Annotated in this window: 11 protein-coding genes and 1 pseudogene; 2 read left to right on the top strand and 10 right to left on the bottom strand. The window is 73.5% G+C overall.

The window, feature by feature from the left end:
* Both ACFXGA_RS21105 and ACFXGA_RS21100 read right to left on the bottom strand, forming a co-directional pair.
* Positions 1 to 662, bottom strand: a pseudogene (locus ACFXGA_RS21105) (hypothetical protein); the annotation flags it as partial.
* A gap of 383 nt (positions 663 to 1045) precedes the next feature.
* Complete coding sequence (locus ACFXGA_RS21100; protein ID WP_378090363.1) at positions 1046 to 1549, bottom strand: MarR family winged helix-turn-helix transcriptional regulator; 504 nt, start codon at positions 1547 to 1549, stop codon at positions 1046 to 1048.
* A gap of 154 nt (positions 1550 to 1703) precedes the next feature.
* Between ACFXGA_RS21100 and ACFXGA_RS21095 the strand changes: the two genes are divergently transcribed.
* Positions 1704 to 2648, top strand: coding sequence for an NADP-dependent oxidoreductase (locus ACFXGA_RS21095; protein ID WP_378090361.1), 945 nt, complete (start codon positions 1704 to 1706; stop codon positions 2646 to 2648).
* A 19-nt stretch (positions 2649 to 2667) separates the two neighbouring features.
* On the opposite strand, the gene ACFXGA_RS21090 is transcribed toward ACFXGA_RS21095, so the two are convergent.
* On the bottom strand, positions 2668 to 3750 hold the full coding sequence (locus ACFXGA_RS21090; RefSeq protein WP_378090359.1) for a DUF3103 family protein: 1083 nt from the start codon (positions 3748 to 3750) through the stop codon (positions 2668 to 2670).
* A gap of 410 nt (positions 3751 to 4160) precedes the next feature.
* Between ACFXGA_RS21090 and ACFXGA_RS21085 the strand changes: the two genes are divergently transcribed.
* Entirely contained in the window at positions 4161 to 4922 is a 762-nt protein-coding gene (locus ACFXGA_RS21085; protein WP_378090357.1) for a S1 family peptidase, read from the top strand.
* A gap of 7 nt (positions 4923 to 4929) precedes the next feature.
* On the opposite strand, the gene ACFXGA_RS21080 is transcribed toward ACFXGA_RS21085, so the two are convergent.
* The 7 genes from ACFXGA_RS21080 to ACFXGA_RS21050 form a co-directional block, all read right to left on the bottom strand.
* Positions 4930 to 5214 carry a hypothetical protein gene (locus ACFXGA_RS21080; protein ID WP_378090355.1) on the bottom strand — a complete coding sequence of 95 codons (285 nt, stop codon included), beginning with the start codon at positions 5212 to 5214 and terminating at the stop codon, positions 4930 to 4932.
* Between the two features lie 315 nt (positions 5215 to 5529).
* A complete protein-coding gene (locus ACFXGA_RS21075; protein WP_378090353.1) occupies positions 5530 to 8214 on the bottom strand; it encodes an RICIN domain-containing protein in 2685 nt (894 codons plus the stop codon).
* Positions 8215 to 8453: 239 nt separating this feature from the next.
* Positions 8454 to 9398, bottom strand: coding sequence for a PDR/VanB family oxidoreductase (locus tag ACFXGA_RS21070; protein WP_378090351.1), 945 nt, complete (start codon positions 9396 to 9398; stop codon positions 8454 to 8456).
* 12 nt (positions 9399 to 9410) lie between these two features.
* On the bottom strand, positions 9411 to 9629 hold the full coding sequence (locus ACFXGA_RS21065; protein ID WP_378090349.1) for a hypothetical protein: 219 nt from the start codon (positions 9627 to 9629) through the stop codon (positions 9411 to 9413).
* Positions 9626 to 10819, bottom strand: coding sequence for a Rieske 2Fe-2S domain-containing protein (locus tag ACFXGA_RS21060; protein ID WP_378090347.1), 1194 nt, complete (start codon positions 10817 to 10819; stop codon positions 9626 to 9628). Before ACFXGA_RS21060 ends, ACFXGA_RS21065 begins: the two co-directional genes overlap by 4 nt.
* Positions 10820 to 10867: 48 nt before the next feature.
* Positions 10868 to 12397, bottom strand: a complete 1530-nt coding sequence (locus tag ACFXGA_RS21055) for a long-chain fatty acid--CoA ligase (protein ID WP_378090345.1) — start codon at positions 12395 to 12397, stop codon at positions 10868 to 10870.
* Between the two features lie 351 nt (positions 12398 to 12748).
* Entirely contained in the window at positions 12749 to 13966 is a 1218-nt protein-coding gene (locus tag ACFXGA_RS21050; protein ID WP_378090343.1) for an amidohydrolase, read from the bottom strand.
* Between the last annotated feature and the right edge of the window lie 29 nt (positions 13967 to 13995).

The following is a 13995-nucleotide window of genomic DNA, read 5'->3' as shown; positions in this document are numbered from 1 at the left end:
CCTCGGTGCCCGGGGGCTAAGGGGTCCTGGTGGCCGCCGAGCCGCCCCGGGAGCACCCCGCGGCCCGGCGCCCCGGGCTGGCCGGGCAGCAGCACCACGACCGGCAGCCGGGGGCGGGGCGTCGCCGCGTACGCGGGCGGCAGGTAGATCCACGCCGGACGCGCCCGGAACCCGCCGGGGATGTCGACCTCGGACACCGTGCCCTTGTCCGGCAGGTCCGCGGGCCTCGCCCAGACGTCGGCGAGCTTGCCGCCCTCGGGCACTTCCACCACGCTCGACGCCGGCGGCGCGGCCTCGTCCAGGTCCACCCGGCTGTCCGCCAGCACGTCGAGCACCGCCCGTGCCGTGGGGTAGAAGCCGAAGAACGCGTTCGCCGCCGTCACCGCGCCCCCCGCCACGACGACCACCAGCCCCACGCTCAGCACCCGCGAGGTCCAGCGCCCGGCACGCAGCCGTGCGGCCGCCAGGCACGCCGCCGCCAGCACCGCGCCCGCCCACGCCGTCAGCACCGGGGGCAGCGGCTCCGGCCACGGCTTCCACACGTGGTCGACGACGAACGCGAGCCCCGCCACGGACGCCGCGCACGCGAGCACCACGACCGGGACGACCCGCGTCCACCACGTCCGGTTCTTCCGGATGGTCAGCGACAGCAACGCGAGCACGCCGGCGGCGGTGGCCGCGACGGGGATCGGCCCTTTTATCAGGGACAGGTCCAGTGGGCTGGGCAATGTGGTCCGTTCATCAGGAAATCTTCAGGTTCACGCCGGATCGACGCCCTCCCTGGAGATTTACCCCCGGACCGGTGGTGCGTCAACCTGACGTGCCGACCTGCGGGAACACCGTATTTTCCGGCTCGACCACTCCCTTACCGGCACTTGGGACCGATATTACGATTCGCGTTCGCGGGGTGGAGGGAGTATCCGCGCGCGGTCCGGAACGCGCCGGCCGGACAACGGAACCACCCACGGCGACGACTTACCACCACGGGCGCTTCACCGCCGCGTGCGGCACTGCGCGAATTCGCGCCGGGCCGGGCCGGCGCGGGTCAGGCCCGGTCCTTGCGGCGGCGGGGCGCCGCGGAGCGGGGCGGCGTCGAGCGCATGTGGTCGCGGACCGGCGCCAGCAGGCGGGCGAGGGTCGTGACGTCGTCGGCCGACAGCGGCTCGAAGAGCAGGCCCCGGACGACCTCGACGTGGCCGGGGAGCACCTGCGCGAGCCGCGCCCGTCCGGCGTCGGTGATGGTGACCGTGACGCCGCGCTCGTCGTCCGGGGAGAGGGCGCGCACGACCAGGCCCGCCTTCTCCAGCAGGCCCACCTGGTAGGTCAGGCCGCTGCGGCTGTAGACGACGCCGTCGGCCAGGTCGGTCATGCGGTGGCTGCCCGTGGGCGAGTCGCCGAGCCGGGCCAGGAGTTGGAACTGCACGTAGCTGAGGTCGCCGGCCTCGCGCAACTGCTGCTCGACCGCGTGCCGGAGCAGGCTCGTCACCTCGATGAGGTCGAAGTAGGCGCCGAGCTGGACGGGGTCGAGGGACGGCGACGGGTCCGGCATGGCGGCAGTCTACTGCTTCGAATTCGAAGGAGCCTACACCTCCGCCCGCCCCCGGGGCAGTGCCGCACGTCACTTGCTTCGAATTCGAAGCACATGTAGCGTCGTCGTCAGTGCTTCGAATTCGAAGCAACAACCGAGCGAAGGTGCGACCGTGATGAAGGCAGTGCGTTTCCACGAGTACGGCGACCCCGACGTCCTGTGGTACGAAAACGTGGAGGTGCCGGTCCCCGGCGCGGGGCAGGTCCGCGTCCGGGTCGCCGCGACGTCGTTCAACCCCGTCGACGGCAACATCCGCGCCGGCCGCATGCAGGGCCCCATCCCCGTGGCGTTGCCGCACACGCCCGGCCTGGACGTGGCCGGCGAGGTCGACGCGGTGGGCGCGGACGTGACCGGTTTCGCGGTCGGCGACCGGGTCGTCGGCTTCCTGCCGATGACCGGGGCGGGCGCGGCCGCGGAGTACGTCCTCGCCCCGGCCGAGGTGCTGGCGGCGGCGCCGACGAGCATCCCGCCGGCCGACGCCGCCGCGTTGCCGCTGGTCGGCCTCACCGCGTGGCAGGCCCTCTTCGACCACGCCGGGTTGACCGCCGGGCAGCGCGTGCTGGTCAACGGCGCGGGCGGGGCGGTCGGCGGCTACGCCGTGCAGCTCGCCAAGCGGGCGGGCGCGCACGTCGTCGCCACGGCCGGGCCGCGCAGCCGCGAGGCGGTCCGGGCGGCCGGGGCCGACGAGGTGGTCGACCACACCACCGCGGACGTGACCGCGGCGGTGACCGAGCCGGTCGACGTGGTGCTCAACCTCGCGCCGGTCGAGCCCGCGGCGCTGGCGGCGCTGGTCACGCTGATCCGCCCGGGCGGTGTCCTGGTGAACACGACGGTGTGGATGCCCGCGCCGAGCGACGAGGAGCGCGGCGTGCGGGGCATCGACCTGTTCGTCCGCAGCGACGCCGAACAGCTGTCCCGGCTGGTGGCGCTGGTCGACCGCGGCGAGCTGCGGGTGGGCGTGGCCCGGCGGGTGCCGCTGGCCGAGCTGCCCGCGGTGCACGTCGAGGCCACCGCGGGCACGCTGTCCGGCAAGGTCGTCGTCCTGCCGCCCACCGCCTGACGGTGGGCGCTCCCCCGGGCTACAGCGGCGCGACCCAGTACGGGGTGACGGTCATCGTGCCGTTGCCGGCCGCGCCGCGCAGGGTGCCGCTCGTCGTGGTGGACAGGGTGTACCAGGAGTCGACGTAGTCCGGGTCGTCGGTCCACCAGCTGTCGGGCAGGGCGTTGAGGATCGCGTTGACCAGCGGGATGTACGCGCCGCCGTCGACGATGGTCAGCAGCGCCTGGGCGAGCGCGAGGGCGAGGTCGCGGTAGTTGGTGCCGCCGTCCTCTTCCATCATGACGATGTCGGCGAGGTTGTACTTGTAGTCCGAGAAGTGGACCAGGAGCTGGTTGGGGTAGTAGGTCTTGCCGTCGTCGTCGAGGTACGGGAGCTGGACGGTGTCGACCTTGACCTTGCCGTCCAGGCCGAACCCGGCGGTGATGGTGAAGATCTCCGCGCCGCCCTTGTGCCACGGCTCCTTGTCGTCCTCCAGGCGGATCGACGTGAGCTGCGTGGCCCAGTAGCCGGACGCGGCCGTGACGGCGGGCGCCAGGCCGCGCCGCGCCAGGGTCGAGCGCAGCACTTCGGAGCCCTTGGCCAGGGCGGTCGCGGTGTCGACCTCGACCAGGTACACCGGGCGGGTCGGCACCCGGTCGGCGGGCAGCGCCACCCGGCGGCCCGCGCGGTCGTAGGCGGTCACGGTCGTCGCGTCGTCGTCGGTGGTGGAGGCGGCGACGAGCGGCGCGACGCCGCGGCGCAGCGCGGCGGCCATGTCGGGGTGCGCGAGGCGGACCGTGAGCAGGGACGTGCCGTCCTGCGGCAGGCCCTTGGCGGACAGGACCGCCCGGTCGGCGTCGCGCACGGCCCGGCCGAGCGCGGTGTCCCCGGCGGCACGGGCCAGGGGCACGGGGTCGGCGGAGGCGGACAGCAGGCCGGCGCGCCGGGCGTCGTCGGCGAACTCGCCCGCCAGTCGCGCGGCGAGGTGGTCGGTGACCGCGGCGACCGAGCCGGCGGGGGCGGTGGCGGCCTCGGCGTGGGCCGGCGCGGTCGCCAGGCCGGCGGCGACCGCCCAGGCGCCGAGCGTCGACACCACGATCCGGGTACGGCGCGACAGGGACATGGGCCTACCTCCCGTTACAGGGCGTGCAGGGGTGAGCGGGGAGAGTAAAATCTGAAAGAATTACACGAACTCGCGCCGTCCCTTGTCAACGGCCGACCCCGCACCTCGCGCCGACGCACCCGAAGCCGGTCCGACCGGGTGATCGGACCGGGCCCGCCCCACCGCCCTCCTCTCGGACGCCCTCCCCTCGCACGCCCTCCGCCGCACGGCCTTCCCCGCACGACCTCTCCTCGCACCGCCGCGCGGACCGACGGCCGGTCACCTGGCACAGTGCCCGGCCGGCGCGACCGACCGGACGACGGCCGGTTCGCGCCGGGGTCGCCTGGCCGGGTGGGCGGGGTTCACCCGGCGCGGTGGTGTTGTGGCGTCGGCCTGGCCCGGCCGCCCGGTCCGCCGGATCGTCGCCGGGTATGAGGACGTTGACGAGAGTTCGGGTCGTGGTCGCCGTGCTGGCCGTCCTGGTGGCCGGGTGGCCCGCGGTCGGGCAGGCGGACGACCGCATCGTCGGGGGGCGTGACGCGACGGAACCGTACGGCTTCGTCGCTTCGCTGCACGCGTTCGAGTTCCCGGGCGCGTTCTGCAGCGGGTCGTTGTTGGACCCGCGCTGGGTGCTGACGGCACGGCACTGCGTCAAGGACGCGACGGCCCCGGACCTCCAGGTCTCGCTCGAACCCGACCCGTTCCGGCCGCACCTGGTCCAGGTGAAGGCGATCCACGGGCCGCCGCCGACCGGAGCCGACCTGGCGCTGCTCGAACTGTCCGCGCCGGCCGCCGGCACGCCGATCGGGATCGCGGGGGCCGGTCGGTGGCCCGGCCCGGTGCGCATCCTCGGGTTCGGCGACGTCTGCCAGGGCAGGGACTGCGACGCGCACTGGCTCCAGGAGCTGGACACCTCGATCGTGTCCCCCGTCGCGTGCCGGGACCGCGACATCGACCCGCGGCTCGAGTTCTGCGTGCAGCGGCACGACCGGGACGGCGGCGCGTGCCAGGGCGACTCCGGCGGCCCGGCCGCCCGGCCCCTGCCCGGCGGCCGGTGGGTGCTGCTCGGCGCGCTGAGCCGCGGCAACCCCAAGTCCTGCCGGACGGGTCCGGACGTCTACACCGACGCCTGGGCGCACCGGGACTGGATCGCCCGGTTCGTCCCGCCGGTCGCCGAGCCCACCGCCGGCTGACGTCCGATCAGGTCTGCGGCCACATGGAGTAGATCAAGTCGTCCTCGTCCGCGCACACGACCTGCGGCAGGGCCGGTTCGGGGACCTGGTTGCACGTCATCGTGCCGATCACCAGCGGCGGCCGGCCGGCGGTCGGCTCGCGCCGCTCGGCGTAGTAGTCGAACAGCACGGCGGCGGCCCGGTCGCAGGTCAACCGACCGGACGGGGTGTGCACGACGACGGCGAGCATCGGCTTGCCCAGCGCGCCGGGGAACGGGTCGGTGCAGTAGTCGGCGGGCGCGCTTTCGTCCACCGTTGGCACCGGCCCGGGGGTGGGTTCGACGTCGGACGGGGTGGTGACCGCGGAGGACCGGGTGGTGGCGGAAGACGCGGTGGTCGTGGCCCCGGAGCCGGAGCCGGTCACGGCGGTCGAGCAACCGGTGGCCATGAGGGCGAGCACGACGAGTCCCGTCGCGGTCGAGCGCCTTGCGCGTGCCTGTCGATTCACGAGCACTGTGACGCGCCGGGGGCGCGATCGGTTGCCGGCGAGCGGACGGCGAGTGCCCCCGCATCCGGTGTGGACGCCGCCTGCTCCACACCGGACGCGGAGGCCCTCATCCCGACGCCGTCAGGCGCGCAGGCTCCACTGCTGGTTGGGGCCGCCGTTGCAGGACCACAGGATGATCTTGGTCCCGTTGGCCGTGCCCCCGCCGTTGGCGTCCAGGCACAGCCCGGACTGCACGCCGGTGATGGTGCCGTTGGCGTTGACGTTCCACTGCTGGTTCGCCTGGCCGTTGCAGTCCCACACGATCACCGCGGTGCCGTTGGTCGTGCCCCGGTTGGAGGCGTCCAGGCACTTGCCGTTCACCTGGAGCTGCTTGCCCGAGGTGTGCGTCCAGCGCTGGTTGGCGCCGCCGTTGCAGTCCCACAGCTGGGCCTGCGTGCCGTTGGTGGTGCTGCCGACGTCGAGGCACCGCCCGGACTGGCCCCCGACGATCGTGCCGCCGACCGGCTGGCTGCCGCCCTGTCGCCGGACGACCGACTTGGACTCGGCCGACCGGGTGCCCTGCGCGTCCACGACGTAGAGCCGGTAGTCGCCGGACGCGGTCGGCACGTCGATGGACGTCGCGGCGCCGCCGGCCCTGGTCATCGTCGGGCCGACCGCGAAGGCGGTGGTGCCCTGGGGCGCGAGCCAGAGCGTCCTGGTCGCGTCGCCGGTGCTGCGGATCGGGATCGACGCGACGCCCGTGCCGACGAACGTGCCGGCCGGCAGCGCGTAGTCCGGGGCCGCGAGCGTGCTCCGCGGGACGATGTCCCGGTACTCGTCCTCCAACCCGGCCTTCACCGCGATACCGTAGGCCGGCGCCGGCCACACGTAGTCGCCGTAGGTCAGGATGTCCTGCACCGTGCTGTTCGGCAGGTTCTTGTTGGAGACCTTGTTGATCGGCCCGTACGTCTGGGTGATGCTCAGGTCGTGCTTGCGCCCGAAGTCGTCCGAGTTGATCATCCAGGTGATGTTCTTGTCCACGCTCAGGACGTTGTCGCGGAACGTGATGTACGCCGACCCCTCGTCGGGGTGCAGGCCGTACTTGTGGCCCGCCGGGACGCCCTGGAGGTAGTTGTCGGTGATCGTGGTCCCCGGCTGGCTGCCCAGCGTGTAGATCGGGGCCGTGTCGCTGAGGCGCTGCACGGTGTCGATGATGTGGTTGAAGCTGATGTTGTTGTTCTTCGCCGTGGTGGTCGGCCGGTTCGGGGCGATCGAGCCGGACGACCCGTCGAAGTTCCACCACCCCCAGCCGAGCGTGATGCCCGACCACGGGCTCTTCTCGATCCGGTTGTGCCGCACCGTCAGGGTGTCGACGAAGTACGCCGAGATCGGGCTGTGCCCGTTGAACAGCACGGCGCTGTCGTAGAGGTAGTTGTTCTCGATCTGGATGTTCTTCGGCAGGCCCTCGACCTGGGCCGGGTACTTCTCGCGGTTCGTCGCGGTGTGGTCCCCGATGTAGACGTGCTGCGGGTGGCCCACGACGATGGCGGACCCGGCGATGTCGTTGGTGTGGTTCCCCGTCAGCTGCGTGTTCTGCACGTCGTTGACCAGGGAGATGCCGTCCACACCGGTGTGCTGGACCCGGTTGCGGTGCAGGGCGATGCCGTCGGCGTTCTCGATCTGGACGATGCCCGGCGGCACGTCGACGTTGCGGTAGTAGTAGACGTGGAAGTTGCCCCGCGCGTAGGCGGTGTTGCCGAGGTTGCCCTGCTGCGCCTGCTTGAACGCGGAACCGGCCACCGTCACCAGGTTCCAGTCCGAGTGCTGGACGGTGAGCCCGGAGAACGTGATGTTGCGCGCGTGGTCGCTCGTGGAGGTGCCGGCGACGCGCAGCACGGTGGAGACGTTGTTCGGCGCGTGGACCGAGGCGGTCGCCATGTTCTCCGACGCGGCCTTGTAGTAGTACACGGTCCGGGCGGCCCGGTCGAAGTAGAACTCGCCCGGGGTGTCCAGGAACTCGTAGGCGTTCATGAGCTTGTGGCTGCCGCCGACCTGGGCGTTGCCGTTGTACGCGCCCTGGGCGATGGCCGCGCCCGGCTGCTGGAACAACGCCACCCGGCCCGACCCGTCGGAGCTCGTGGTGACCTGGCGGACGCCGACGATGGCGGTGGTCCAGGTCGTGCCCGTCTCGATCTCGAGGTCGTCCTGGTTGCGGGAGATCGCGGGCAGGTCGCCCAGGGCGTACTTGGCCCCGTCGCACTGCGAGCCGGACTCCCACGCCCACGGCGCCTGCCCCGCGGTGATGGTGTAGGTGCCGTAGCACCCCTGCGAGGTCACCGTCTTCGACGCCATGAACGCCCGCTTGTCGTTGACGTAGAGCGCCCGCAGCTTGGTGTCCCGGTTGAGCGGGGCCTTCCAGATGTCGCCGCTGTGCTGCGTCCACCCGGTCACCTGGACGCCGGCGTTCAGGACCGGCGTCTCGCCCTGGTACGCGGCGTACACGACCCGGTGGCCGTTCGTGCCCGAATCGCTGGACGTGAACGCGATGGTGCTCGTGACGGGGTAGTTCCCGCCCCGGAGGTACACGAGGATGTCGCCGGTCATGTTGGCGTTGATCGTGCGGACCACGTCCCGCGCGCGCTGCACCGTCCGGAACGGCGCGGTGATCGTGCCGGGGTTGGCGTCGTTGCCGTCGGGCGCCACGTAGTACGTCGCCTGGGTGGCGGCCGCGGCCCGGCCGGGGTCGGCGACGGCCGGCAGCAGCGCGGCGGACACGAACACCGCTAGGACCGCCAACAACCTCGTGGCGGTGAGGGCTGAAGTCACCGTCTCGTCCTCTCGCTCCGGATCGGGGAGGGCATACCCGCCGCAGCACACGATGTGTGCTACTCATCCGGTCCCGGACCGACCCGTGCGCGGGTCGGACGACTGACCGGCGGGCATGACGTTTGCCCTGGTAGGGGCGGAGGCGTGGGCGACCGACTCCGGGCTCTATGAGAGCAGCAAGGTCACCTGGCGTCAAGGATGAGCGTGCTCATTTTAGCAACGCCCGGCGGGCCGACAGGTCAGAGGTCGAGGACGAGACGGGGGCCGCGCGACCGCGACACGCAGATCATCATCACGTCGCCGGCCGCCCGCTCGTCGTCGTTCAGCACGGAGTCCCGGTGGTCCGGGAACCCTTCCAGCACAACGGTCTCGCACGTGCCGCAGGTGCCCTCGCGGCACGAGGACAGCACCGCGACCCCGGCCGCCTCCACCGCGTCCAGGATCGACGCGCCCTCCGGCACGAGCAGCGTCCGGCCCGACCGCGCCAGCCCGACCTCGAACGACGCTCCCCCGCCGGCGTCCGCCCGGGACGTGAAGCGCTCGACGTGCAGGCGGGCGGGCACGCGTCGCTCGACGGCCGCGAGCAGCGATTCCGGTCCGCAGCAGTAGTTTTCGGCGTCCGCCGGGAGGAACGCGTCCAGGTCCAGCGGGCCGGTCTCGTCCTGCGGCCGCAGCAGCACCCGGTCGCCGTACCGGTCGCGCAGCTCCCCGGCGAAGGCCATGGACGAGCGCGTCCGCCCTCCGTAGAGCAGCCGCCACGACGCGCCGCGCGCCGCGACGGCCGCGATCATGGGCACGAGGGGCGTGATGCCGATGCCGCCCGCGACGAACAGGTAGCGGTCCGCCGCCACCAGCGGGAACCTGTTGCGCGGTCCGCGAACCCGCACCGCGGCGCCCTCGGCGAGCGTCGAGTGCACGTGCCGGGAGCCGCCGCGACCGGACGGCTCGCGCTGGACCGCGACCTGGAGGATCGAGCGGTCCGCCGGGTCGCCGCACAGCGAGTACTGGCGCACGAGGTCCGGCCCGAGCACCAGGTCCACGTGGGCCCCCGGTTCCCAGGCCGGCACGGGTTCGCCGTGCGGGCGGCGCAGGGTCAGGCGCACGACGTCGTCGGCGACGACCTCCCTGCGGTGCACCAGGACGTCGAACTCCACCAGGGCGCGCGGCTCGGTGGGCACGGTCATCGGGGCTCCTGTTCAGAGGTGGGCGTGGACCGGCCGCGGGTCGGCCGGCGGCGCGGCGGCCCGCGGCTCGTGGCCCCGCGGGTGGGCGAGCAGCCAGTCCCACAGCTCCACCGGGTCCTCCGAGTCGTGCTCGGCCCCGCAGTGGCACACGCCGACCAGCACGTCGGTGCCCAACTCCCAGTGGACGCGGTAGACCGCGTCGCCGCGCAGCACCGCCACCCGGTCGCTCATCGCGTGGACGCGTTCGCGGGCGCGGCGGTGTTCGCGGGCGCGGCGGCGCTCGGAGGCGCGGCGGCACTCGCGGGCGTGGCGGCACTCGCGGGCGCGGCGGCGTTCGCGGGCGCGGCGGCGTTCGGCGGCACAGCGCCGTTCGCGGGGCCGGCACTCGCGGGTGCGGTGGCGCCGGCCGCCATGCGCCTGAGGATGCGCCGGGCCGCCAGGCCGCCGGTGTCGATGTTGATCGACAGCTCCTGGTAGCCCTCCGGCTCCGCCTGGATCACCCGCTCCAGGAGGTCGAGCGCGGTGACGTCCTGGAGCACCACCGTGCGGTTGCTGTCCCGCAGGAAGTCCGACACCTCCTGGTCGTCCAGCGCGAAGTCCCGCGCCACGGCCCAGAAGTCGTGCGTGCTGTGCTCGGTCTCCGGGGTGATCGCGTAGACGACCTCGACGTGGAAGCCGTGCGGGTCCGAGCCGTCGGCCTCGGGCAGCACGCCGACCGGCGCGACGCGGCTGTGCAGCAGGTACAGGCACGGCGGGTGGTACTCGATGTCCTGCCAGCGCGTGATCCGGCCGTCGATCCCGGTCGACTTGGCGTAGAACGGCGGGCACGCGGCGTCGGCCATGTGCCGGCTGACGTAGATGATCCCGTTGTCCTCGTCCACCTCGGTGGTGATGGGCGTGTTGGCGACCTCGGGCGTGCCGATGTACCCGCCGTGCAGGTAGGTCTCGTGCGAGAGGTCCATCAGGTTGTCCACCAACAACTCGTACCGCGCCGCCAGGGGCTCCATGCCGCTGACCGTGGTGTAGCCGGGGTCGGCGAGCCACGGCGCGCGGGGGATCAGCGCCCGGTCGGCCCGGTCGTGCTCGCCGATCCACACCCAGACGAACGAGTCCTGCTCCACCACCGGGTAGGACGGCACGCGGGCGGTGCGCGGGACGCGCGCCTGCCCCGGCACGAACACGCAGCTGCCCGTCTTGTCGTAGGTGAAGCCGTGGTAGCCGCAGACGATCGTGTCGCCCTCCAGCCGGCTCTCCGAGAGCGGGTAGCGCCGGTGCACGCACCGGTCGGCGAGCGCGACCACCTCGCCCGCCTCGCTGCGGTAGAACACCAGCGGCTCGCCGAGGATCGTCCTGGCGAACAGCTCACGCCCGATCTCGCGGCCGTAGGCGGCCACGTACCACTGGTTGCGCGCGAACGTCATGATGGGACAGCCTCCTGCGGTGACGTGGTTCGCCGACCGGGTGACCGGTCAGCTCGCGCCGTAACGGGCGCGCACGAGTTCCTTCAGCAGCTTTCCGGTGGCGCTCTGCGGCAGCTCGTCCACGAACACCACGGATTTCGGGATCTTGTAGCCGGCCAGCCGGCCGCGCAGGAACGCCAGGACGTCCTGCTCGCTGGTCGTCCCGGCGGCGGGCTTGACGGTGACGACCGCCCGGCCCACCTCGCCCCACCGGTCGTCGGGCACGCCGATCACGGTGCACTCGGCGATCGCGGGGTGCTCGTGCAGGACGCTCTCGACCTCCGCGGGGTAGACGTTCTCCCCGCCCGAGATGATCATGTCCTTGAGCCGGTCGACCACGGCGACGTAGCCGTCCTCGTCGGCCGTGGCGACGTCGCCGGAGTGGAACCACCCGTCGCGGTCGATGGCCCGCGCCGTGTCCGCCGGGCGTCGCCAGTAGCCGCGCATGACGTTGGGCCCGCTGACCACGATCTCGCCCTTCTCGCCGGGGGCGACGTCGGTCAGGTCGGGCCCGACCACGCGCACGTCGGTGAAGAAGTGCGGCACGCCGGCGGTGCCCGCCTTGGCCTCGCTCATCTCCCTGGTCAGGTACAGCGCTCCCGGGGAGGTCTCGGTCATGCCGTAGCCCTGGCTGAACGCCAGGCCGCGGCGCTGGTAGGTGCGGATGGTCGCCTCCGGCACGGGCGCGCCGCCGCAGTTGACCTGGCGCAGGCTGGAGAGGTCCGCGTCCGCCCAGCGCGGGCAGGCGGCGATCGCGTTGTACATGGTGGGCACGCCGAACATGTACGTGACGCGGTGCGCCTCGATCTGGCGCAGCACGTCGGCGGCGTCGAACGCGGGCAGGAGCACGACCGTGCCGCCCTTGACGAGGGTGGGCAGGCAGGTCATGTTCAGCCCGGCGGTGTGGAACAGGGGCGCGACGACCAGGGTCACCTCGTCACTGGCCAGGTCGACGTCGACCAGCACGTTGACGGTGTTCCAGGTGAGGTTGCCGTGCGTCAGCATCGCGCCCTTGGGCCGCCCGGTCGTGCCCGAGGTGTACATGATCAGGCAGAGGTCGTCGAGCGTGACCGGTTCGTCGATCGGGTCGGCCGCGGCCGACGCGATCAGCTCCTCGTAGGAGTCCTCGCCCGCGGCGGGCCGGTCGAGCGCGACGACCCGCAGCGGGCCCGCGCCGTTCTCGCGGACCGCCTGGACGACGGCCGCCTGCTCCGGGGCGTACACCAGCACCGCGCTGCCGGAGTCGGCCAGCGCGTGCGCCACCTCCGCCGGCGCCCACCGCATGTTCAGCGGCACGAACACCGCGCCGAGCACGCCGGCGGCGAACAGCACCTCCAGGAACGCGGGGTGGTTCGGCCCCAGGTAGGCGACCCGGTCGCCCCGGCCCACGCCGACCCGCCGCAGGCCGTGCGCGAGCCGGAGCACCCGCTCGTGCAGTTGGCGGTAGGTCGTCCCCCGGCCCTCGTGGATCACCGCCACCTTGTCCGGCGTCTTGCGGACGCGCCGCGCGGTCCACGAGCCGATGCCCTGGTTGCGCATGGCGACCCCTTCGCTGTGCGAGCTTCCGCGCTCCGCCGACGCTCCCCGAAGTTAGGCTCGTTGGTGTCGGTCGTCAAGATTCTGCCCAACGTCGCTTCGTGCCGCGGCCCGTCCGATCGGCTCCGGCGGACGGCTCCATCCGGTCAGCTCCGGGCGGCCGGCTCCGGCGGTCGGCTCCGGTGGCTGGCTCCGGCGGTCGGCTCCGGCGGCTGGCTCCGGCGGACGGCTCCGGCGGACGGCTCCGGGCGGTTGGCTCCGGCCGGCCCTGGCAGTCGGCCCCGGGCGGTCAGTCCCGGCAATCGGCTCCGGGCGGTCAGCCGGGCAGTCGGCTCCGGGCGGTCGGGTCAGGCGTCAGGCGGGGAGCCAGGCGCGGGCCGCGGCTGCCAGGGCCGCCACGCCCACCTCCAGCGTCGGGCTGATCACCGGCGCGTAGTGCGGCGAGTGGTTGGCCGGCAGGTCCGCGACCACGTGCCGCAGCTCGTCGAACGTCGTCGCGCCCGCGAACGCCGCCGGGTCCGCCCCGCCCAGCAGCCAGTACACCAGCGGCACGCCGGCCGCCGTCGCGAACACGCCCACGTCCTCGCTCCCGGTCACCGGCCCGGGGTCCACCACGCGGTCCGCGCCGACCACCGCCGACAGCGCCGCGCGGGTCCGGGCCGCCGCGTCCGGGTCGTTCACCGCGGCCGGGTAGCTGCCCAGCACGCCTACCTCCGGGTCGCGTGGCGCGCCGGACGCCGCCGCCTCCGCCCGCACGATCCGCTCGATCGCGCGCAACGCCCGGTCGCGCACCACCGGGTCGTAGCTCCGGACGCTCAGCAGCAGCTCGGCGTGGTCGGGGATGATGTTCGCGACCGTGCCCGCCCGCACCGCGCCCACGGTCACCACGCACGTGTCACCGGCCGCGATCTCGCGCGACACCACTGCCTGCAACCGCAGCACGGTCGCCGCCGCCATGACCACCGGGTCCACCGCCGCCTCGGGGCGGGACCCGTGCCCGCCGCGGCCGTGCAGGACGACGCGCACGGTGTCCGACGCGGCGAAGGCCGGCCCCGGCCGCAGGCCGAGGAACCCCGCCGGGATCGGCGCGACGTGCTGCCCGAGCACGACGTCCGGCCTGCCGAACCGGTCGAACAGGCCGTCGGCGACCATCGCCTCCGCTCCCCCGCCGACCTCCTCCGCCGGCTGGCACACCGCGAGCAGCGTGCCGCGCCACCCGTCGCGCCGGGCGGCGAGCTGCCGGGCGGCCCCGACCAGGCACGTGACGTGCACGTCGTGCCCGCACGCGTGCGCCACCGGCACCCGGTCGCCGTCCCGGTCGACCACGGCGGTGGCGGCGTAGGGCAGGCCGGTCTCCTCCCGGACCGGCAGCGCGTCCATGTCCGCGCGCAGCAGCGCGGTGGGGCCGTCGCCGTTGCGCAGCACGCCGACCACGCCCGTCCCGCCCACGCCCTCGGTCGTCTCGAAACCCGCGGCACGCAGCTCGCGGGCGGCGACCGACGCCGTTCGGGTCTCCGCGAACGCCAACTCCGGGTGCCGGTGCAGGTCGCGGTACAGGTCGGCGAGGTCCACGACGCCCACTATCGGCGGCGCGGCACGGG

Origin of the sequence: Actinosynnema sp. NPDC059335, from assembly GCF_042752395.1 — a bacterium.
Lineage (GTDB): Bacteria > Actinomycetota > Actinomycetes > Mycobacteriales > Pseudonocardiaceae > Actinosynnema.
Note: the sequence above shows the minus strand (reverse complement) of the source record. Positions and strands in the feature narration are given on the sequence as shown.